The 20394-nt window shown below is 67.5% G+C and carries 17 protein-coding genes; 8 read left to right on the top strand and 9 right to left on the bottom strand.

The window, feature by feature from the left end:
* Positions 1-915: an NAD-dependent epimerase/dehydratase family protein gene (locus MRBLST15_RS17255; protein WP_367786996.1), complete on the top strand. Its 915-nt coding sequence runs from the start codon at positions 1-3 to the stop codon at positions 913-915.
* Between the two features lie 58 nt (positions 916-973).
* Here MRBLST15_RS17255 and MRBLST15_RS17250 read toward each other — a convergent pair whose 3' ends face one another.
* Positions 974-1771, bottom strand: a complete 798-nt coding sequence (locus MRBLST15_RS17250) for a TatD family hydrolase (protein WP_367786994.1) — start codon at positions 1769-1771, stop codon at positions 974-976.
* Between the two features lie 68 nt (positions 1772-1839).
* On the opposite strand from MRBLST15_RS17250, the gene hrpB reads away from it, so the two are divergent.
* Both hrpB and MRBLST15_RS17240 read left to right on the top strand, forming a co-directional pair.
* A complete protein-coding gene (hrpB, locus tag MRBLST15_RS17245) occupies positions 1840-4347 on the top strand; it encodes an ATP-dependent helicase HrpB (RefSeq protein WP_367786992.1) in 2508 nt (835 codons plus the stop codon).
* A gap of 162 nt (positions 4348-4509) precedes the next feature.
* The gene (locus MRBLST15_RS17240) at positions 4510-4899 is read left to right on the top strand and encodes a hypothetical protein (RefSeq protein WP_025877588.1); all 390 of its coding nucleotides are present in this window, start codon (positions 4510-4512) and stop codon (positions 4897-4899) included.
* 105 nt (positions 4900-5004) lie between these two features.
* Here MRBLST15_RS17240 and MRBLST15_RS17235 read toward each other — a convergent pair whose 3' ends face one another.
* Positions 5005-5544 (bottom strand): pseudouridine synthase, encoded by a 540-nt coding sequence (locus tag MRBLST15_RS17235; RefSeq protein ID WP_100462038.1) that lies wholly within the window; start codon positions 5542-5544, stop codon positions 5005-5007.
* A 176-nt stretch (positions 5545-5720) separates the two neighbouring features.
* Positions 5721-6578 carry a class I SAM-dependent methyltransferase gene (locus tag MRBLST15_RS17230; RefSeq protein WP_089237702.1) on the bottom strand — a complete coding sequence of 286 codons (858 nt, stop codon included), beginning with the start codon at positions 6576-6578 and terminating at the stop codon, positions 5721-5723.
* A gap of 169 nt (positions 6579-6747) precedes the next feature.
* Here MRBLST15_RS17230 and MRBLST15_RS17225 point away from each other — a divergent pair, with 169 nt between their 5' ends.
* Complete coding sequence (locus MRBLST15_RS17225) at positions 6748-7704, top strand: aldo/keto reductase (RefSeq protein ID WP_367786990.1); 957 nt, start codon at positions 6748-6750, stop codon at positions 7702-7704.
* Between the two features lie 66 nt (positions 7705-7770).
* On the opposite strand, the gene MRBLST15_RS17220 is transcribed toward MRBLST15_RS17225, so the two are convergent.
* Together MRBLST15_RS17220 and MRBLST15_RS17215 are read right to left on the bottom strand one after the other, a co-directional pair.
* Positions 7771-8676 (bottom strand): NAD(P)/FAD-dependent oxidoreductase, encoded by a 906-nt coding sequence (locus MRBLST15_RS17220; RefSeq protein ID WP_367786988.1) that lies wholly within the window; start codon positions 8674-8676, stop codon positions 7771-7773.
* On the bottom strand, positions 8666-9121 hold the full coding sequence (locus MRBLST15_RS17215; RefSeq protein WP_367786986.1) for an Rrf2 family transcriptional regulator: 456 nt from the start codon (positions 9119-9121) through the stop codon (positions 8666-8668). Before MRBLST15_RS17215 ends, MRBLST15_RS17220 begins: the two co-directional genes overlap by 11 nt.
* Positions 9122-9304: 183 nt before the next feature.
* Here MRBLST15_RS17215 and MRBLST15_RS17210 point away from each other — a divergent pair, with 183 nt between their 5' ends.
* Positions 9305-11425 (top strand): methyl-accepting chemotaxis protein, encoded by a 2121-nt coding sequence (locus MRBLST15_RS17210; RefSeq protein ID WP_367786984.1) that lies wholly within the window; start codon positions 9305-9307, stop codon positions 11423-11425.
* A gap of 91 nt (positions 11426-11516) precedes the next feature.
* On the opposite strand, the gene MRBLST15_RS17205 is transcribed toward MRBLST15_RS17210, so the two are convergent.
* Complete coding sequence (locus MRBLST15_RS17205; RefSeq protein ID WP_265951650.1) at positions 11517-12419, bottom strand: LysR family transcriptional regulator; 903 nt, start codon at positions 12417-12419, stop codon at positions 11517-11519.
* A 105-nt stretch (positions 12420-12524) separates the two neighbouring features.
* Here MRBLST15_RS17205 and MRBLST15_RS17200 point away from each other — a divergent pair, with 105 nt between their 5' ends.
* Both MRBLST15_RS17200 and dkgB read left to right on the top strand, forming a co-directional pair.
* The gene (locus MRBLST15_RS17200) at positions 12525-13739 is read left to right on the top strand and encodes an MFS transporter (RefSeq protein ID WP_089237714.1); all 1215 of its coding nucleotides are present in this window, start codon (positions 12525-12527) and stop codon (positions 13737-13739) included.
* An 85-nt stretch (positions 13740-13824) separates the two neighbouring features.
* Positions 13825-14634 (top strand): 2,5-didehydrogluconate reductase DkgB, encoded by an 810-nt coding sequence (gene dkgB / locus MRBLST15_RS17195; RefSeq protein ID WP_099819865.1) that lies wholly within the window; start codon positions 13825-13827, stop codon positions 14632-14634.
* Positions 14635-14750: 116 nt separating this feature from the next.
* Here the strand turns inward: dkgB and MRBLST15_RS17190 are convergent, their stop codons facing one another.
* A complete protein-coding gene (locus MRBLST15_RS17190) occupies positions 14751-15458 on the bottom strand; it encodes an alpha/beta fold hydrolase (RefSeq protein WP_367786981.1) in 708 nt (235 codons plus the stop codon).
* A 45-nt stretch (positions 15459-15503) separates the two neighbouring features.
* Between MRBLST15_RS17190 and MRBLST15_RS17185 the strand changes: the two genes are divergently transcribed.
* The gene (locus MRBLST15_RS17185; RefSeq protein WP_100462026.1) at positions 15504-15884 is read left to right on the top strand and encodes a YbjQ family protein; all 381 of its coding nucleotides are present in this window, start codon (positions 15504-15506) and stop codon (positions 15882-15884) included.
* Between the two features lie 42 nt (positions 15885-15926).
* On the opposite strand, the gene MRBLST15_RS17180 is transcribed toward MRBLST15_RS17185, so the two are convergent.
* The gene (locus MRBLST15_RS17180; RefSeq protein WP_367786979.1) at positions 15927-18653 is read right to left on the bottom strand and encodes a bifunctional acetate--CoA ligase family protein/GNAT family N-acetyltransferase; all 2727 of its coding nucleotides are present in this window, start codon (positions 18651-18653) and stop codon (positions 15927-15929) included.
* A gap of 72 nt (positions 18654-18725) precedes the next feature.
* Positions 18726-20096, bottom strand: coding sequence for a magnesium transporter (gene mgtE / locus MRBLST15_RS17175; protein ID WP_265951655.1), 1371 nt, complete (start codon positions 20094-20096; stop codon positions 18726-18728).
* Positions 20097-20394: the final 298 nt, after the last annotated feature.

The raw sequence follows: 20394 nt of genomic DNA, 5'->3' as shown, positions 1-20394 counted from the left end.
ATGAACCTGCCTGGCCCGTTGCCGAAGCGCGTACTGATCCTCGGCATGGGCTGGAGTGGGCGCGTGTTGGCTGCGCACCTTCAGGCCCAAGGCGTGCGGGTGGAAGGCACGGTGCGCGATCCGGCGTCAGCACCTGATGATGGCCTGCAGCGCCATCTGCTGCATGCCGGCACTGCGCTGTCACCCGCCCTGCTCGATGCCATCGCACATGCCGACGCAGTGCTGTGCAGCGTGCCACCCGATGCCGAGGGCGACCCAGCGCTGCGCTTGCTGCATGCCGCGTTGCGCGACAGCGCGTCACTGCGTTGGCTCGGCTACCTGTCATCGACTTCGGTCTACGGTGACCGCGACGGCGGCTGGATCGACGAGAGCAGCGTTGCCGATGCCACAGAGCCTGTGGGCATGCAGCGTCAACTCGCCGAATCGCAGTGGCGTGCGCTGGCGGAGGCGCGCGGCATCGCCTCGGCCGTGTTCCGCCTGCCGGGCCTCTATGGCCCAGGGCGTAATGCGCTGCTGCAGTTGGCGCAGGGCCGCGCGCGGCACGTGGTGCGGCCGGGGTTGGTGTTCAATCGCCTGCATGTCGAAGATCTGGCTGCCGTGGTGATCGCCGCGATGCGGCGCCCCATGGCCAATGCGCTGTATCTGCCGAGTGATGACGAACCGGCGCCGTCGCAGGAGGTGCTGGCCTTCGCCGCGCAGCTGGGAGGTTTCGCCATGCCGCCGGCAGTGGCCTGGGATGATCCATCGCTCAGCGCGACATTGCGGCGCTTCTACCAGAGCAACAGGCGCATCGACAGCCGCGGCACGCGCGAAGCGCTGGATTGGACGCCGCGGTTTCCAACGTATCGGGAAGGGCTGACGGATCTTGCCGCTTCGCTCGCCGGGCATGGCCCGGCGCTCCCGGCTGACCGGTAGTGCCGGCCGCTGGCCGGCAGCAGGGTTCGATTGCCGGCCAGCGGCCGGCACTATCCGATCAGGCAGCGTCAGGCAGGCGGAAGAACGCACGCGTGGCGGCCGTGGCGTTCGCTGCCGTGGTCTGCACATCCTCGCCACGATCCCGCGCCAGCTCTTCCACGATGTGCGACAGGAACACCGGTTCGTTGCGGCGGTCCTTCGGCATCGGCTTCAGGGTGCGCGGCAGCAGGTACGGCGCGTCGGTCTCGATCATCAACCGGTTGGCCGGAATGTTCTTCACCAGCTCGCGCAGATGGCCACCGCGGCGCTCGTCGCACAGCCAGCCGGTGATGCCGATGTACCAGTCCTGGTCGAGATAATCGAACAGCTCCTGGCGCTCGCCAGTGAAGCAATGCACCACGGCAGGACCGATGCGGCCTTCGAAGTTCTTCATCTGCGCCATGAAATCTGCATGCGCATCGCGCTGGTGCAGGAACAAGGGCTTGCCGTTGTCCGCAGCCAGCTGCAGCTGGCGCTCGAACGCGCGATGCTGCGCCGGACGCGGCGAGAAATCGCGGAAATAGTCCAGCCCGCACTCGCCCACTGCGACAACTTCAGGGTGGGCATGCAGCGCGCGCATCTCCGCATCGCACTCGTCGGTGTACTCCACCGCGTGGTGAGGGTGCACGCCAGCGGTGGCGTACAGGAAACCCGGGTGCTGCTGCGCCAGCTGCAGGGCCAGCGGCGAATGCTCGCGACTGGCACCGGTGATGATCATCTGCACCACACCGGCGTGCCGAGCGCGGTCCAGCACGGCGTCGCGGTCGCGGTCGAAGGAGTCGTGGGTCAGGTTGGCGCCGATATCGATCAGATGCATGAGGGCAGCAGGGACAGGAAAACCCGCGCATTGTACCCGTGCCCGCCATGGCCCCTTATCCTTTGCGGATGAACGTCCCGCAATTCCCCATCTCTCCGCTGCTGCCGCAGATCCAGCAGCACCTGGCCGCGCACCCGCGGCTGGTGCTGGAAGCCCCGCCCGGCGCCGGCAAGACCACCCAGGTGCCGTTGGCGCTGCTCGATGCGCCCTGGCTGCAGGGCAGCAGGATCATCCTGCTGGAACCGCGCCGGGTGGCCGCGCGCAGTGCCGCGATGTTCATGGCGCGCCAGCTCGGCGAGGAGGTCGGCGGCACCGTCGGCTACCGCATCCGCTTCGAGAACAAAGTATCGGCGCGCACCCGTATCGAGGTGGTCACCGAGGGCATCCTGACCCGGATGCTGCAGGACGACCCGATGCTGGAGACCGTCGGCGCGATCCTGTTCGATGAATTCCACGAGCGCCACCTCAGTGGTGATCTGGGCCTGGCGCTGGCGCTGGACGTGCAATCGCAGCTGCGCGATGACCTGCGCCTGCTGGTGATGTCGGCGACGCTGGACGGCGAGCGGCTGGCACGCTTCCTCGATGCACCGCGGTTGAGCAGCGAGGGCCGCAGCCATCCGGTGGCGATCAGCCACTTCCCGGCGCGGCGTGACGAGGCGCTGGAACTGCAGGTGCGGCGTGCCGTGCAGCAGGCGCTGGCCGAGCAACCGGGTGACCTGCTGGTGTTCCTGCCCGGCCAACGTGAGATCGCACGCGTGCAGGCCGGTCTGCAGGACAGTCTTGATGGCGCTGCGGTGGACGTGCTGGCCCTGCACGGTGAACTGCCGGTGGAACAGCAGGCGCGCGTACTGCAGGCCTCCAGCGACGGCCGCCGCCGCGTGGTGCTGGCCACCAACGTGGCAGAGTCCTCGGTGACGCTGCCCGGCGTGCGGGTGGTCATCGACAGCGGCCAGGCGCGCGAGCCGCGCTACGACCCCAACAGTGGGTTCACCCGCTTGGACGTGGTCGCCATCGCGCAGGCGTCGGCCGACCAGCGTGCCGGCCGTGCCGGGCGTGTGGCGGAGGGCGTGGCCTGGCGGCTGTGGCCGCAGTCGCAACGGCTGGAACCGCAGCGTCGCGCCGAGATCGACCAGGTTGAACTGGCCGGCCTTGCGCTGGAACTGGCCGCCTGGGGCAGCAGTGACCTGCGCTTCCTTGACCCGCCACCGAGCGGTCCGATGGCCGCCGCACGCGAACTGCTGCAGCGCCTGGGCGCGTTGTCCAGCAGCGGCGCGATCACTGCACTCGGCCGTCGCGTGCTGGCGCTGGGCACCCATCCGCGGATGGCCGCGATGCTGCTGGCCGCACCCGATGCCCGCGCACAGGCCTTGGCCGCCGATCTTGCCGCATTGCTGGAAGCCCGCGATCCATTGCGCCAGGGCGGTGATGCAGTGGCCGCGCGCTGGCGCGCACTGGCGGCCTTCCGTAATGGCCGTGCGCCTGCCGATGCCAATCGCAGTGGCCTTGCCGCCATCGACGCTGCTGCCAAACAGTGGCGCCGTCGCCTGCGCTGTGAGGCCGCGCCGCCGACCAGCATCGAGGCGCACGAGCTCGGCGACCTGCTGGCCCACGCCTTCCCCGACCGCATTGCGTTCCAGCATCCGAACGACCCGCTGCGTTACCTGCTGGCCAATGGCCGCAGCGCCCGCCTGCATGAACTGAGCGACCTGCGTGGCGAACCGTGGCTGGTGGCCAGCGAACTGCGCTTCGAAGCACGCGACGCACTGCTGCTGCGCGCCGCACCGGTGGATGAAAGCTATCTGCGCAGGTGCTGGCCCGACCGCTTCGTGACCGAAGACGCGGTGCGCTGGGATGACACGCGCCACGCCCTGGTCGCGCTGCGCGAAACACGCTTCGACCGCATCGTGATGGACAGCCGTTCGGCCGGCCGGGTTGATCCGCAGCAGGCGTCGCAGGCGCTGACCGACGCCGTTGCCGAGCTCGGTCTGCAGGCGTTGTCATGGACCGAGGGTCTGCGCCAGTGGCAGGCGCGGGTGGAATCGCTGCGGCGCTGGATGCCCGAGCTGGGCCTGCCCGACTGCAGTGATGCCGCGTTGCTGGCCAACCGTGCGCAGTGGCTGCAGCCGGCGTTCGCTGGCAGGACACGTCTGGATGCGCTGGACGAGGCCAGTTTCGGCGAAGCGCTGAAGTCGCCACTGGAGTGGTCGCAGCGGCAGCTGGTCGAGCGCCACGCGCCCACCCGGATCACCGTACCGTCAGGGCTGGAACGGCCGATCACCTACGCGCTGGACGGTGAAACCGGCGAGCCGCTACCGCCCGTGCTGGCGGTGAAGCTGCAGGAGTTGTTCGGCCTGGCCGACACGCCGCGCATCGCCGATGGCCGGGTGCCGCTGACCCTGCACCTGCTGTCACCGGGTGGTCGGCCGTTGCAGGTGACCCAGGATCTGCGCAATTTCTGGGAGAACACCTATGCCGAGGTGAAGAAGGAAATGAAGGGCCGTTACCCGCGCCACCCGTGGCCGGACGATCCGTGGACGGCCACGGCGACCCACCGGGCCAAGCCACGCGGGACCTGAGTGGCGGGGTCGGATCCCTTTGCCAACGGAGAGGGATCCGACCCCAACCTGCCTGATCCTGAATGGCTGCGGTAGAGTCACACCACGCGCCCGCCTGACTGACATACCGTTTACGGGCAACAGGCGACACTGGACTTCGACCCGAGGCAAGGACACCCCCGCATGAGCAAGTTGACCGTAATCACCGACCGCGCCCTGGAGCGCGCCCTCGACCTGGCCCATACCGCGGGCGATGGCCTGAAGAGCGCTGGCGGCAGCCTGCGTCACCTCGGCCCGCAGGCCAGCGACTGGATCAAGACCGGCGCCGCGCTTGGCGCAGTGAAGACCGGCGGCAAGGTCGCCACCAAGTTCGCCCGCCGCAATCCGGCGGTAACCATCGCGGCAGCTGCCGTGGGCGTGGGTCTGCTGGGCTACGCGCTGTACCGCAAGCAGCAGAAGAAGAAGGCCGCCAATGGCCATGTCGTGAACGGCCAGGCCCAGCGCATCAATGCGCGCGACCGCCGCAACGACACCGTGGTCGATGAGCACAGCGATATCGGCAGCGACGCCTGATTGGCCGGGGTCGGATCTCTTCCGCAGGAAGGGCTCTGACCCCATGACGCTGCACGAGGGCCGGACGCCGCAAGGCCTCCGGCCTTTTTTCTTTCAGCTTTTCTTTCAGCCGATCTGCCGCCACTGCCCCGGCTGCAGGTCATCCAGCCGGTACGGCCCCATGGCAGCACGTACCAGGCGCAGCGTCGGCAGGTTCACGGCCGCGGTCATCCGCCGCACCTGGCGGTTGCGTCCTTCGCGGATCGTGATCGCCAGCCAGCTGTCGGGCACCGTCTTGCGGAAACGCACCGGTGGATCGCGGGGCCACAGCTCAGGCGCAGGATCGAGGCGCTCGATCTTTGCCGGCAGCGTCGGACCATCATTGAGCACCACGCCATCGCGCAGCTGCTGCAGCTGCTCGTCGCTGGGCGTGCCTTCCACCTGCACCCAGTAGAGCTTGTCCGCCTTGTGCTTCGGGTCGGTCAGCTTGTGCGCCAGCGTGCCGTTGTCGGTCAGCAGCAGCAGGCCTTCGCTGTCATGGTCGAGGCGGCCGGCGGCGTAGACGCGCGGCGGCAATCCAAAACCCGCGAGGGTCGGCCGCGGCGGCACGCTGCGGTCGGTGAACTGGCAGAGCACGTTGAACGGCTTGTTGAAGGCAATCAGCATCGCGGGGACGACAGGCGGCGGGTAAGGCATTGTCCCATGCCGCGCGTCGTGCAACCGACCTGTAGAGCCGAGCCGATGCTCGGCTGCTGTTGCGTTCCGCCGCGCTGTGCGCGATGAGCCGAGCATGGGCTCGGCTCTACAGTGGGGAATCCGCGCTGGCAGTACGACGTGCCGGCTTACGGTTTGACGAAACGCAGGGTCATGCGGTCGCTTTCACCGATGGCCTGGTACTTGGCGTCGTCCGCCTTGTCATGCTGGTTGGTCGGCGGCAGGGTCCAGACGCCGTTCGGATGGTCCTTGGTATCGCGCGGGTTGGCATTGACCTCGGTGCGCGCGTCCAGCTTGAAACCAGCGGCCTCGGCCATCGCGATCACCTGCTGCTGGCCCACATAACCGGTGTCGTCAGCGTCGGCCACGTCGGCCTTGGCGCGGTGCTCGACCACGCCGAGCACGCCGCCCGGCTTGAGCACGTTGAAGAAGCCCTGGAACATGCCCTGCGCCTGGCCGGCCTTGCGCCAGTTGTGCACGTTGCGGAAGGTCAGCACCACATCGGCCGAGTTGGCTGCACCGAACACCGGCTTGGCCGGGTCGTAGGCGACCACGGCGGTCTTGTCGAACTGTGCCGGTGCCGCGGCGTACTTCTTTTCCAGGCTGTCGCGGCTGCGCTGCTGGTAGTCGCGGCCGCGGCCTTCCGCCACGGCCTGCGGATCGACCACCGCAGCGATGTAATGGCCCTTGTCGCGCAGCAGCGGCGCCAGGATTTCCGAGTACCAGCCATTGCCGGGCGTGATCTCGATGACGGTCTTTTCCGGCGCCACGCCGAAGAAGCCCAGCGTCTGCGCAGGATGGCGGAAACCGTCGCGCTTGACGTTGGCCGGGTCGCGGGTCGAGGCCTTCACCGCGGCATCGATCGCCGGCGACACCTGGATCTTTGCCGGTGCGACCGTGGCCGGTGCAGCGAATGCGGGAACGGCGACCAGCAGCGCCGAGGCAAGCAGCACGCGGCAACCACGCAGGGATGAGGCAGCAATCATCGGGGCGACTCCAGCGGAAGATGCGGCGAGACTAGCAGCCGCCGCGCCGCAGGTGTTCACAAAACGTTAGCCGCGTGCGCGTCGCGGAACACAGTTTTGTGGTCAGCGCCGCAGCGCGGTCACACATCGCGCTCTATCCTGAAGGACTTCCCCCAAGGAGTCCGTGCCCATGACGGCAATCCGCGAACTGGGCCGTTCCGGCCTGCATGTAGCTCCGCTCGCCTTCGGTGGCAACGTATTCGGCTGGAGCGCCGATGAGAAGGCCAGCTTCGCCCTGCTGGATGCCTTCGTCGATGCCGGCTTCAACCTGGTCGACACCGCCGATGTGTATTCGGCGTGGGTGCCGGGCAACCAGGGTGGTGAGTCGGAGACCCTGCTCGGCAAGTGGTTCGCGCGCAGCGGCAAGCGCGACAAGGTGGTGCTGGCGACCAAGGTGGCCAAATGGGCCGAGCGGCCCGGCTTGACCCCGGACAACATCAATGCAGCGGTGGAGGATTCGCTGCGTCGGCTGCAGACCGATGTGATCGATCTGTACCAGGCCCACGAGGACGATGAATCCACGCCGCTGGAAGCCACCCTGGCTGCGTTCGGTCGCCTGATCGAGGCAGGCAAGGTGCGCGCGATCGGTGCGTCCAACTACAGCGCCACGCGCCTGGCCGAAGCACTGAAGGTGTCCACCGACTACAAGCTGCCGCGTTACCAAACCCTGCAGCCGGAGTACAACCTGTACGACCGCGCCGGCTACGAGAAGGAACTGGAACCGCTGGTGCAGCGCGAGCAGATCGGCGTGATCAATTACTACGCACTGGCCAGTGGCTTCCTCAGTGGCAAGTACCGCACGCCCGACGATGCCAGCAAGAGCAGCGCGCGTGGTGCCACCGTGGTCAAGCGCTATCTGAACCCGCGCGGCCTGCGCATCCTGCAGGCGCTGGATGATGTGGCCAGCAAGCACAACGCCACTGCCGCGCAGATCGCGCTGGCCTGGCAGATCGCGCGGCCATCGATCACCGCACCGATTGTCAGCGCCACCAGCGTGGAACAGCTGCACGACCTGCTGGCGGCGGCGAACGTCGCGTTGAGCGTGCAGGACGTGGCGCAGCTGGATGCGGCCAGCGTGGAAGGCTGAGGAAGGACGGTGCCGACCAACGTCGGCACCGTTCAGTAGATCCACGCCACGCGTGGATGCAGCAGCTCAACGCGGCAGACTGTCTTCGCCGACCAGCGCATGGTGCACGCCGATACCCGCACGCACCCCTTCGGCCATGGCCAGGGTGATGTTGCCGACCGTGGTCGCATCACCGGCCGCATGGACGTTCGGCACCGAGGTCTGTTTCATCATGTCCACCTCGATCAGCACGCCCAGCGGACTTTCCACCAGCGCGCAGCCCAGCTGCTGCACCAGCGGCGTGGCCATCGCCTGGCCGGCGGGCACGAACAGCGCACGCTGGGCGATGCGGCGGCCATCGGCCAGCTCGACCTCCAGCCAGGTGGGCTGATCGCCCTGCACGCCGACCACCGGGGTGGTTTCGATCTGCACGCCGCGCTGCTGCATGGCCGCCAGCTCCTCGTCGCTGAGCGGCAGGCCCTGGCTGAAGAAGGTGACGTTGCCCCAATCGGCGAACAGCGGCGCCTTGCCGGCCGACATCGGATGGCCGCCGAGCAGGCCGATCGAACCGCCACCCACTTCGTAGCCGTGGCAGTACGGGCAGTGCAGCACGGTGCTGCCCCAGCGTTCGGCCATGCCGGGCAGATCGGGCAGCTGGTCGGCGATGCCGGTGGCCAGCAGTAGCTTGCGCGCCGCCAGCACCTGGCTGTCGGCGGTATGCACCTCCACGCCATCGGCGTTGGCCGTGGCCCGCACGGCTTCGGCATTCAGCCAGCGCACGGTCGGGTAATCCAGCAGTTGCTGGCGTGCGTTCTTCAGCAACTCGGCGCCACTGATGCCGTCCATGCCCAGTACGCCGTGCGAATGGCTGGCGAAGCGGTTTCGCGGTGAGCCCGCATCGATGATCGTGACCGGCCGGCGCGCACGCGCCAGGATCAGACCGGCAGCGATGCCGGCGTAGCTGCCGCCGACGATGAGGACATCAGGATTCATGGTGGCCTTCCAGGGAACGGTGATGGGCAAGATGGCGGGCGAAGTCGGCGCCCAGCTGGTCGAGGGTGGTTGCCTGCAGCCGCTGTTCGAGCAGGCGCTGCGCTTCGCGGGCACTCTCCAGGAGGGCCTGGTTGACCAGCTGCTGGATCGGGCAGCCGCCCATGCCTTCGCGGGTACCGACCTGGACCATCGGCGGCGCGCCGATGGCCTGGTAGACGTCGTGCAGGGTGATCGTCGCCGCCTCGCGGGCGAGCTGGCTGCCGCCACCGTGGCCGCGCGCGCTGCGGACCAGGCCGGCCTTGTGCATCTGCGCCAGCAGGCGGCGGATCACCACCGGATGGGTCGGCAGGCAGGTGGCCAGCTGTTCGGAGGTCCGCGGCCCGGGCTGGCCGACGAGATGGGCCATCACATGCAGGGCGTCGGAAAGCGGGTTCGCGGATTTCATGTAACAACAATAGTTACATTTAAACCGACTGTCGAGAGTCTTCTTTCGTTCCATCTGGACACATTTGTCCTATTAAACACATCCTTCACATCACTAAACAGAACGGGAATGTGACACGCATCGCACTTCAGAGACCTAAAGGATGGTCGATACCGCATCGCACCCCTTCCGAGATCTCGTCCCATGAAAGCCTCTTCCCATGCGCCGCGGCTGCAGTCGAAGCTGCTCGGCGCCGTTTCTGTTGGTCTGGCCGTTGTCCTGGTATGCGCCTTGGCGGGCCTCGCGTCTGCCTGGTTGAAGCTGTCCACCGAAGTCCCCCCGGAGGTCGCCCACAGCCGCGACGCCGAGCGCCTGCAGCGTGAGTTCCGCGGGCAGGTGCAGGAATGGAAGAACGTGCTGCTGCGCGGCCACGATGACGCGTTGCGCCAGCACCACCTGCAGGCCTTCGACAGCGAAGGCCGCCTCGTTGCCGAACTGGCCAAAGGCCTGACCGCCAGCCCCGATGCGCGCACGCGTGAACTGGCTCAAGCGTTTTCCGGCCTGCATGCTCAATTGCAGCTGGATTACCACGCGGCACTGCAGGCCTTCGCTGACGCCGACTATGATCCTGCGGCCGGCGATTCGCTGGTGCGTGGCAAAGACCGTCCGGCGGCCAGCGCGCTGGATGCCCTGAGCACGCGTGCCACCGCGGTTGCCGAGACCGCAGTGACCGCGCGCTCGCAGCAGGCACGGCAGACGCTGCTGCTGTGCGCCGCACTGACCATTGGCGCGGCCGTGCTGCTGTTGATGGGCCTGGGCTGGTGGCTGCGGCGTGCCGTGGTGCAGCCGGTGCTGGCCGTGGAAGCGGCCGCACGTGCGGTCGCTGCCGGCGATCTCGACTACCACGTGCAGGTGCGCAGCCGCGACGAGATCGGTCGCCTGGCGCAGGCGATGCAGGCCGTGCAGAGCACCCTGCGTGGCGTGCTCGACGCGCAGACTGCGATGGCCAAGGCTCACGACGCCGGCACGATCAGCCACCGCATGGACAGCAGCGCCTTCCCCGGTGCCTACGGCACGATGGTGGCCGATACCAACACCCTGGTCGATGCACACATCCAGGTGAAGATGCGCGCGATCACGATCATGGGCCGCTATGCGGTGGGCGACCTCAGCCTGGACATGGAGCGCCTGCCGGGCGAAAAAGCCGTGATCACCCAGGCGCTGGATGCGGTCAAATCCAACCTCGGTGCGATCAACGGCGAGATCCGCCGCCTGGCCGAAGCCGCTGCCGCAGGCGACTTCAACCAGCGCGGCGACAGCGCGCGCTTCGAGCATGATTTCCGCGCGATGGTCGATGGCCTGAACCGGTTGATGCAGAGCACCGAACACAACCTCGGCGAGGTCTCGACCATGCTGCGTGCCATTGCCGATGGTCGCCTGGGGGCACGCATGCAGGGCGATTTCCAGGGCGTGTTCGCCCGCATTGCCGGCGATGCCAACGCCACGGCGGCGCAGCTGGCCACGATCGTCTCCGACATCAAGCACGCCTCGGGCAACATCCACACCGCCGCCGCCGAGATCGCCACCGGCAACAACGACCTGTCCCGCCGCACCGAACAGCAGGCGGCGAACCTGGAAGAAACCGCCGCGTCGATGGAGGAACTGACCTCCACCGTGCGCCAGAACGCCGAGCATGCGCGGCAGGCGAACCAGCTGGCGATCGGTGCGCACAGCGTGGCCTCGCACGGCGGTGAAGTGGTCGGCCAGGTCGTGGCGACGATGGATGCGATCGAAGGCTCGTCGCGGCAGATCGCCGACATCATCAGCGTGATCGACGGCATCGCATTCCAGACCAACATCCTGGCGTTGAACGCGGCGGTGGAAGCAGCACGTGCCGGCGAGCAGGGCCGCGGCTTCGCGGTGGTCGCCAGTGAAGTGCGCACGCTGGCGCAGCGCTCGGCGGCGGCAGCCAAGGAAATCAAGTCGCTGATCGAGGCGTCGGTGGAACAGGTGGGCCACGGTACGCAGCGTGTGCGCCAGGCCGGTGACACCATGGCCGAGATCGTCGCTTCGGTGCAGCGCGTGACCGACATCATGGCCGAGATCTCCGCTGCCTCGCAGGAGCAGTCGGCGGGCATCGAGCAGGTCAGCCAGACCATCATCCAGATGGACGGCACCACCCAGCAGAATGCTGCGCTGGTGGAAGAGGCGAGCGCGGCGGCACGCAGCCTGGAACAGCAGGCGAACCGGTTGATCGACTCGGTGGATGTGTTCGATCTGTCGACCACGGCGGCGGCGAAGGGTGCCTTGGCGCGCGCGGCGTGATCCTTTGCAGGCAGCCGAGCACGGGCTCGGCCCTACACCGGGCCATCGACCGTTCCGGGCTCTGTAGAGCCGAGCCTACGCTCGGCTCACATCAGCGCAGGTAATCCGATGCGGCCATCGCTTCACCCAGGTAATCCAGGAACGAGCTGATCCGTGCCGATACGGCCGTGTTGCGGTAGTACACCGCATGGATCGGCTGGTACACATCCAGCGTCTGTGCGGCCAGCACCGGCACCAGCCTGCCGGCCGCACGATCGCGTTCGGTCACGAAATCGGACAGGCAGGTGATGCCCACGCCTTCCACCGCAAGCGTGCGCAGCGTCTCGCCACTGGATACGGCGATATCCGGGCGCACCAGCAGCTGCCCATCGGCATCGCCCGGCAGTGGCCAGCGATTCAACGATTCCGGTTCGTTGAAGCTGAGCAGCGTGTGCTGGCCCAGCGCCGCCACGCTGGTCGGCTCCCCGTGCGCGGCCAGGTAGCCCGGGCTGGCCAGCACCTGCAGCCGGCAGCGCCCCAGTGGCCGCGCATGCAGCGTGGAATCAGCCAGCGGGCCGATGCGGATCGCCAGGTCGGTACGCCGTTCCAGCAGGTCGATGTAGCGCTCGGAACTGTTCAACTCCAGCTGCACCTCCGGATAGCGCGCGCGGTAGCCAGCCACCAGCGGCGCGATCACGTGCAGCACGAACGGCATCGCCGCATCCACCCGCAGCCGGCCAGCCGGGCGCTCGCGGCGCGCGGCCATCTGTTCCTCGGCCGACTCCACTGCATCAATGATCGCCCGCGCATGACGCAGGTAGGCCTCGCCCTCGGCGGTCAGGTGCAGGCGGCGAGTGGTGCGGGTCAGCAGGGTGGTGCCCAGCTTGTCCTCCAGCCGGCCCAGCGCGCGGCTCACGCCTGAAGGCGTCTGCCCCAGCTGCTCGGCGGCGGCGCTGATCGAACCGCTGTCGATCACCGCCAGGAAGGCCTGCATTTCGTCGAGGGTGGTTTTCATGCGGCCATTATTGACCACGCGGCAAGAGTGATTGGCGTGAAGACCGGTTTTTCGGCAAAGGTCGGCCGCGCACACTGCGCCCCTTCCTTCGCTCTGGACACTGTCATGATCCGTGGCATTCCGCTCGCCCTGCTGGCGCTGACCCTCGGCGCCTTCGCCATCGGCACCACCGAGTTCGTCATCGTCGGCCTGATCCCGACCATCGCCGCCGACCTGCAGGTCAGCCTGCCGTCGGCCGGCCTGCTGGTCTCCCTGTATGCGCTCGGCGTGGCCGTCGGCGCACCGGTGCTGACCGCACTCACCGGCCGTGTGCCGCGCAAGACCCTGCTGGTCGCGCTGATGGTGCTGTTCACCCTCGGCAACGTCATCGCGTGGATGGCACCGGGTTACACCTCGCTGATCGTCGCCCGCATCCTCACCGGCCTGGCCCACGGGGTGTTCTTCTCCATCGGCTCGATCATCGCCACCGCCGTGGTGCCGAAGGAGAAGGCCGCCAGTGCCATCGCCATCATGTTCACCGGCCTGACCGTGGCGCTGGTGACCGGCGTACCGCTGGGTACCTTCATCGGCCAGCACCTGGGCTGGCGCGCCACGTTCCTGGCCGTGGCCGGGCTGGGCGTGATCGCGCTGCTGGGCGCCCTGCTGTTCGTGCCGCGCGGCCTGGCACAGAGCGCGCCGGCCACCTTCCGCCAGCAGCTGGGCGTGCTTGCGCAGCCTCGTCTGCTGATGGTCTACGCCATCACTGCACTCGGCTACGGCGGCACCTTCCTGTCCTTCACCTACCTGACGCCGATCCTGCAGGACGTCACCGGCTTCTCGGCCAACGCGGTCAGCCTGGTGCTGCTGGTGTATGGCGTGTCGGTGGCGATCGGCAACCTGTGGGGCGGCCGCATGGCCGACCGCATGGGCCCGGTGCCCGCGCTGAAGCGCATCTTCGCGCTGCTGGCCGTGGTGCTGCTGGTGATGACCTTTACCGCCCACAACACCTGGTTGATGCTGCTGACCGTACTGGCACTGGGCGCGGTGGCATTCGGCAACGTGCCCGGCCTGCAGGTGTATGTGGTCAAGCAGGCACAGCGCTACGCACCGCAGGCCACCGATGTGGCCTCGGGCCTGAACATCGCCGCGTTCAACATCGGCATCGCGCTGGGTGCATCGCTGGGCGGCCTGGTGGTCGAACACATCGGCCTGATGCACACACCGTGGCTGGGCGCGCTGGTGGTGGTCGGCGCGTATGGCCTGACCGTGCTGAGCGGTCGCCTGGACCGTCGCGACGGCATCGATGATCGCGCCGAAGGCATCACCGTTGCGGCGCATTGATGAGCGCAATGCACCGTTGCCGGCATGCACACGGCCCCTGCCCTACCCTTTGCAATCACCTCCTTCCCCCGCTTTGGAGTTCCCCATGACTGTCCCCGCTTTCGGTCTCGGCACCTTCCGCCTGAAAGACCAGACCGTGATCGACTCGGTGCGCAACGCACTGGACGTCGGCTACCGCGCCATCGACACCGCGCAGATCTACGGCAACGAAGCCGAGGTCGGCCAGGCCATCGCCGAGTCCGGCGTGCCGCGTGACGAGATCTACCTGACCACCAAGGTGTGGATCACCGAGTTCAAGCGCGACGCACTGCTGGCGAGCCTGCGCACCAGCCTGGAAAAGCTGCGCACCGACCATGTCGACCTGGCATTGATCCACTGGCCGTCGCCGAACGACAAGGTTGATACGCCGATGGAGGAGTACCTGACCGCGCTGGCTGAAGCCAAGGCGCAGGGGCTGACCCGCGAGATCGGTATCTCCAACTTCACCATTGCCCAGACCCGCAAGGCGATTGAAATCCTCGGCGCCGATGCGATCGCCACCAACCAGGTCGAGATCCACCCGTACCTGCAGAACCGCCTGCTGGTGAAGTTCCTGCAGGACAACGGCATCCGCGTCACCGCGTACATGAGCCTGGCCTATGGCGAGGTGATCAAGGACCCGGTGATCCAGGCCATCGCCGGCCGCCACCAGGCCAGCCCGGCACAGATCGCGCTGGCGTGGGCGCTGCAGCAGGACTACGCGGTCATTCCGTCGTCGACCAAGCGCGAGAACCTGGCCAGCAACCTGGAAGCGGCAGCGATCCGCCTGACCGAGGACGACATGGCGCAGATCGCCAAGCTGGACCGCGGCCATCGCCTGGCCAATCCGGAAGGCATTGCGCCGGCCTGGGATTGATCCCAGCGTCGGGCACGGGCAGGTTTTGGTAGATGCCGACCTTGGTCGGCGCTTGCCCCTGGTCGATCGATGAAACACCGTGCCGACCAAGGTCGGCACCTACCAGAAGCGTGGGTTCAGCCCTCGCCCTGCAACAACCACCCACGCATCGCCGCACTGACTTCATCCGGCTTTTCCATCGGCGCCAGATGCCCGCAATCGGGCACCACCACCAACTGCGAATGTGGCACCAGCGCGTGTATCTCTTCGCTCACCGCCAACGGCGTGATGCGGTCGTTCGCACCACAGACGATCAGCAGCGGATCGCGGTAGCTGGCCAGCACGTCGTGACCATCACGGCGCTCCAGCGCGCTCTGCCGCAGGAACACTTCCGCACCCAATCGCGCGGTCATGTCGCGCACACGTTGCACCAGCACGTAGTCGTCCAGCCGCGAGGCATCGATGTAGCTGCGCATCAGCACATCGCCAAAGCCATGGAATTTCCCCGGCAGGCGCACGCTGGCACGCTGGCTGCGGCGCTGTTCGGCACGTTCCGGGGAGTCGGCATGGATCGAGGTGTCGATCAGGGCCAGCTGCAGCACGCGCTCCGGCCCGGTGCGCAGGATCTGCTGGGCGACGAAGCCGCCCAGTGAGAAACCGGCCAGCGCGAATCGCGGGGGCGCCTGCGCCAGCACGTCCTCGGCCACCGCCTGCAGGGTCTCGCCCCGGGTCTGGTCGCCCACGGTGCAGTCGGCGATATCGGCCAGGTCGGCCAGCTGCGCGCGCCAGAGTTCGGCATCGTTGAGCAGGCCGGGGAGCAGCAGCAGGGGAATACGGTCGGTCATGGCGGTATTGTGGCGCCTTCAATCCCACAAGACGACCAGACACCCATGGCCGATCCCTACAACAGTGGCACTCCCACCACCTCCGCAGCGCGCCTCGATGATTCGATGGTGACCACCGCCTTCGAGCTGCCCGGCTTCCGCATCGCGCGCAATCTGGGCGTGGTGCGCGGCATCACCGTGCGCTCGCGCTCGATCGTGGGCAACTTGCTCGGCGGCCTCCAGACGATCTTCGGCGGCAACATCACCATCTATACCGAGCTGTGCGAGCAGGCGCGCGAGGAAACCTACCGCGACATGGTGCGGCACGCGCGGCAGCTGGGTGCCAACGCGATCATCGGCATGCGCTATGACGCCACCGATGTGATGACCGGGCTGACCGAAGTGCTGTGCTATGGCACGGCGGTGGTGGTCGAGCCGCTGCGTTGAATCCGATATTCCGCCGGGTATGGCCCGGCGCTACCGTCACGGTCACGCCACCGGTGGGACGTCGGGGACCTCGACCTGCTGCACCGGCAACGTCACCATCATCACCGTCGGATCGTCCGGGTCCAGCCGGGTCTTGAAGCCCAGGCTCTGGCACATCGCCAGCATGGTGCTGTTCTCGCGCAGCACCTGGCCTTCCACCACGTCCAGGCCCAGCCACTTGGCGTACTCGATCATGATCGCCATCAGGCGCCAGCCGATGCCGTGGCCCTTCAGGTCCGAGCGGATCAGGATGCCGTACTCGCCGCGGTGATAGTCCGCATCGGCATGCAGTCGCACCGCACCGAGCATTTCACCGGTGCGCGGCTCAATGGCCACCAAGGCGATCGAGCGCGCGTAGTCCAGCTGGGTCAGGCGGGCAATGAACTCGTGGCTGAAGTGCTTGACCGACTGGAAGAAGCGCAGGCGCAGATCCTCGTCACTGACGCGCGCGAAGAACGCGCGGAACAACGCGTCATCTTCCGGCCGCACCGGGCGTACGAAGGCGCGACCGCCATCGGATAGTTCGATGGTGCGCTCCCATTCCTTCGGATACGGGAACACGGCGAAGCGCGGATGGCCACGCCCTTTGTGCAGGATGCGCGACGGGGCCACCGCCACGCGTGCGTCCAGCGCCAGGATGCCCTTGCTGTCGACCAGCAGCGGGTTGATGTCCAGCGTGCGCACTTCGGGAATGTCTGCCGCCAGCTGCGCCAGCTTGACCAGCGCCAACGCCAGCGCGCGCTCGTCGGCCGCTGGCACATCGCCGTAGGCCTTGAGGATGCGCGAGGCCCGGGTCTGGCCGATCAGCTCGTGGGCCAGGCGCAGGTCCAGCGGCGGCAGTGCCAGTGCCTTGTCGTTGATCACTTCCACCGCCGTGCCACCACGACCGACCACGATCACCGGGCCGAACGTGGCGTCGTCGGCGATGCCGACGATGAGCTCGCGTGCCTTCGGGCGGACGATGGTCGGCTGCACCAGCAGGCCGTCGATGCGCGCGTCCGGTCGCAGCTGTCGCGCACGGGCAAGGATCGCCTTGGCCGCGCTCTGCACCGCAGGCAGCGTTGCCAGATTGAGGCGCACGCCATCCACTTCGGATTTGTGCGGAATATCGGGCGACAGGATCTTCAGCGCGACGGTCGCACCACGCTCCAGCAGCGGCTGTGCCAGGTCCATCGCCTCGTGCGCATCGCGCGCGTGCATCACCGGCGCAGAGGGGATGCCGTAGGCCTTCAGCAGTTCGTGGGTGGCCAGCGGATCCAGCCAGCCTTGACCGTTGGCCAGCGCGGCCTCGACCAGCGCACGTGCACGCACGGTGTCCACGCTGAAGTCCTGCGGCAGGCTCGGCGGCGTTTCCATCAACGCATTCTGTGCTTCGCGGTAACGCACCAGATGCTGGAAACCGCGCACGGCCTCGGCTTCGGTGGGATAGGTCGGCACGCGCGCTGCATTGAGGGTGGCGGTGGCCTGGTCGTCGTTGCCCAGCCACACCGCGAATACCGGCTTGTCGCGGTGATGGCGCGGGCGCAGGCCGAGCGTGCGGGTCAGTGCCTGCGCGGCGTCGGCCGAGGAGGTGAACGCCGTGGGCACGTTGACCACCAGCACCGCATCGTTCTCGTTGTCGGCCAGCAGCGCCTCGATGGCCGTGGCATAGCGATCACCATCGGCATCGACCACGATGTCGACCGGGTTGCTGCGCGACCAGCCCTGCGGCAGTACCGCATCGAGCTTCTGCACGGTGCTGTCGGACAGCTGCGCCAGCGTGCCATGCAGGGCGATCAGCTGGTCCACCGCCAGGTGGCCGACACCGCCGCCATTGCTGAGGATGGCCAGGCGACGACCGGGGAAGGTACCGAGGCGGCCCAGCGATTCGGCCGCGGTGAACAGTTCGTCCAGCGCGCTCACCCGCAGCAGGCCGGCACGGTTGAATGCCGCGCCGTAGACATCATCGGCGCGCGCCAGCGCCTGCACGTGGGTATCGGCGCTGCCCGGCTGCACCCTTTCGGCGCGGCCGGACTTCACCACCACCACCGGCTTGGCACGCGCAGCGGCACGTGCGGCCGACATGAACTTGCGGGCGTCCTTGATCTGCTCGACGTAGAGCAGGATGGCGCGGGTGCGGTAATCGGTAGCGAAATAGTCCAGCAGGTCGCCGAAGTCCACGTCCATGGTGTCGCCCAGCGAAACCACGGCGGAGAACCCCACCGAACGTGCCACGCCCCACTCCACCAGGGCGGCGGCGATCGCCGAGGATTCGGAGATCAGCGCGAGGTCGCCGGCCTGCGGGAAATGCGCGGCGATGCTGGCATTGAGCCGTGCATGCGGTGCGATCACGCCCAGGCAGTGCGGGCCGAGGATGCGCAGGCCATGCGCGCGCGCGGCGGCCTCTACCTGTGCCCACGGCGAACCCGGGCCTTCACCCAGATGCGCGGTGAGGATGATCGCGGCCTGCACGCCACGTTCGGCGGCGGTGCGTACCACCTGCGGCACGATGGCGGCCGGCGCGGTGATCACCACCAGTTCCGGTACCCAGTCCAGGTCCTTCAACCGCTTTACCGTGCGGATGCCATCGATCTCGGCATGGCGCGGGTTGATCCATGCCACTTTGCCAGGGAAGCCGGTGCCACGCAGGTTGCGCATCACGGCGCGGCCGGCCGAGCGTTCACGCGGGCTGCCGCCGATCACCGCGACCGACTGCGGACGGAACACGGACTGCAGGTGGTAGGTACTCATGTGCCTACGGTACCCAAATTCCATGGTGATGGGGTCAGAGCCCTTCGCCAAGCGAAGGGATCCGACCCGCGCCTACAGCAGGGTGCCGTGCAGGATCATCGCGGCGATGCTGAAATAAATCACCAGCCCGGTCACATCCACCAGGGTGGCGACGAACGGGGCCGAGGCGCTGGCCGGGTCGAAGCCCAGCCGCTTGAGGATGAAGGGCAGCATCGACCCGGACAGCGAACCGAAGGTGACGATGCCCACCAGCGCGGCGCCGATGGTGATCGCCAGCAGGATCCAGTGCTCGCCGTAGTCATGGAAGCCACCAAGCTGCCAGATCACGATGCGTACGATGGCCAGGCAGCCGAGGATGGCGCCGAGCACCATGCCGGTGGGCACTTCGCGCAGGGCCACCTTCCACCAGTCGCGCAGGCGCAGCTCGCGCAGGGCCAGGCTGCGGATCAGCAGCGAAGTGGCCTGCGAACCGGAGTTGCCGCCCGAGCTCATGATCAACGGAATGAACAGAGTCAGCACCACCGCGCGCGCCAGTTCGTCCTCGTAGTGCTGCATCGCGCTGGCCGTCAGCATCTCGCCCACGAACAGCACGCTCAGCCAGCCGGCGCGCTTGCGCAGCATCTCGAAGAAGCCGATCTGCATGTACGGCTTGTCCAGCGCTTCCATGCCGCCGAACTTGTGCGCGTCTTCGGTGGACTCTTCGATCAGTGCGTCGAGGATGTCATCAACGGTGACGATGCCGAGCATGTGCTGCTGCGCGTCCACCACCGGAATCGCCAGCAGATCGTGGCGGCGGATCAGTCGCGCCACGTCTTCCTGGTCCATCTGCGCATCCACCATCACCGGCGGATTGACCTGGGCCACGTCCAGGATCGATTCCTCCGGCAGGCCGGTGATCAGCCGGCGCATGGTCACCACCTGCTGCAGCTGCTGGTTGCCCGGGTCCAGGACGTAGATCGCATACACGGTCTCGCGCGTGCGCTCGACCTGGCGGATGTGCTGCAGGGTCTGGGCCACGGTCCAGGTGGCGGGCACGGCGACGAACTCGGTGGTCATCAACGCACCGGCGGTGTTCGGCGGGTAGCTCAGCAGCTTCTGGATGGTCTGCCGGGCTTCGTTGCCCAGCAGCGGAATCAGCCGCGCGCGTTCTTCTTCATCCAGCTCGTGGACGATGTCGGTGGCACGGTCGTCGGCCATCAACCCCAGCAGCGCGGCGGCGCGTGCCGGCGGCAGCGCGGCAACCAGTTCGCCACTGCGGTGCAGCTCCGGCGCCTCCAGCATCTTCACTGCACGCGGCAACGACAGCGCAGCCAGCGTCTCGGCGGCGCGCTCCAGTTCGAGCGTGTTGAGGAATTCCACCGCGTCAGCGGTGTTGTAGTTCGCCAGCGGTGCCGACAATGCTGCGGCATCGGCCACCGGACGCAGCAATTGCTTCTGGTTCATGGTGATTCGCCTTCATGGGGTGCGACATCGCGCAACGCCAACGCAGGCAAACCGTCCCGATATCAGGCGGTGGCCATCGCTGGCGTCGACCGAGGTCGACTTCTACTGTCGCTGGACATGGGTTGGGGACTCCGGAGGGGTGTACTGACGGACATGCCGGCAGCGGCGGGCAGTCTGGACCGGCGACCGGTACAGGTCAACCCGCCGCCGGTGACCGGGCAAGGGGCCCACTGCCGTTCTCGTGCGTACACAGCCGCGCGCGCATAATGGCCAAGTGGCATCCGCCGCGCTCCCCCCC

Source organism: Stenotrophomonas sp. LST15-1-1.1, from assembly GCF_040815575.1.
Taxonomy (GTDB): Bacteria; Pseudomonadota; Gammaproteobacteria; order Xanthomonadales; family Xanthomonadaceae; genus Stenotrophomonas; species Stenotrophomonas lactitubi_B.
Note: the sequence above shows the minus strand (reverse complement) of the source record. Positions and strands in the feature narration are given on the sequence as shown.

Excerpts from the sequence above, each read along its gene's own strand:
- MRBLST15_RS17225 (WP_367786990.1), top strand. The coding sequence starts at position 6,748 with ATGACGGCAATCCGCGAACTGGGCCGTTCCGGCCTGCATGTAGCTCCG.
- MRBLST15_RS17255 (WP_367786996.1), top strand. The coding sequence starts at position 1 with ATGAACCTGCCTGGCCCGTTGCCGAAGCGCGTACTGATCCTCGGCATG.
- MRBLST15_RS17185 (WP_100462026.1), top strand. The coding sequence starts at position 15,504 with ATGGCCGATCCCTACAACAGTGGCACTCCCACCACCTCCGCAGCGCGC.
- MRBLST15_RS17205 (WP_265951650.1), bottom strand. The coding sequence starts at position 12,419 with ATGAAAACCACCCTCGACGAAATGCAGGCCTTCCTGGCGGTGATCGAC.
- MRBLST15_RS17235 (WP_100462038.1), bottom strand. The coding sequence starts at position 5,544 with ATGCTGATTGCCTTCAACAAGCCGTTCAACGTGCTCTGCCAGTTCACC.
- MRBLST15_RS17220 (WP_367786988.1), bottom strand. The coding sequence starts at position 8,676 with ATGAATCCTGATGTCCTCATCGTCGGCGGCAGCTACGCCGGCATCGCT.
- dkgB (WP_099819865.1), top strand. The coding sequence starts at position 13,825 with ATGACTGTCCCCGCTTTCGGTCTCGGCACCTTCCGCCTGAAAGACCAG.
- MRBLST15_RS17215 (WP_367786986.1), bottom strand. The coding sequence starts at position 9,121 with ATGAAATCCGCGAACCCGCTTTCCGACGCCCTGCATGTGATGGCCCAT.
- MRBLST15_RS17200 (WP_089237714.1), top strand. The coding sequence starts at position 12,525 with ATGATCCGTGGCATTCCGCTCGCCCTGCTGGCGCTGACCCTCGGCGCC.
- MRBLST15_RS17210 (WP_367786984.1), top strand. The coding sequence starts at position 9,305 with ATGAAAGCCTCTTCCCATGCGCCGCGGCTGCAGTCGAAGCTGCTCGGC.
- hrpB (WP_367786992.1), top strand. The coding sequence starts at position 1,840 with ATGAACGTCCCGCAATTCCCCATCTCTCCGCTGCTGCCGCAGATCCAG.
- MRBLST15_RS17180 (WP_367786979.1), bottom strand. The coding sequence starts at position 18,653 with ATGAGTACCTACCACCTGCAGTCCGTGTTCCGTCCGCAGTCGGTCGCG.
- MRBLST15_RS17230 (WP_089237702.1), bottom strand. The coding sequence starts at position 6,578 with ATGATTGCTGCCTCATCCCTGCGTGGTTGCCGCGTGCTGCTTGCCTCG.
- MRBLST15_RS17190 (WP_367786981.1), bottom strand. The coding sequence starts at position 15,458 with ATGACCGACCGTATTCCCCTGCTGCTGCTCCCCGGCCTGCTCAACGAT.
- MRBLST15_RS17250 (WP_367786994.1), bottom strand. The coding sequence starts at position 1,771 with ATGCATCTGATCGATATCGGCGCCAACCTGACCCACGACTCCTTCGAC.
- MRBLST15_RS17240 (WP_025877588.1), top strand. The coding sequence starts at position 4,510 with ATGAGCAAGTTGACCGTAATCACCGACCGCGCCCTGGAGCGCGCCCTC.
- mgtE (WP_265951655.1), bottom strand. The coding sequence starts at position 20,096 with ATGAACCAGAAGCAATTGCTGCGTCCGGTGGCCGATGCCGCAGCATTG.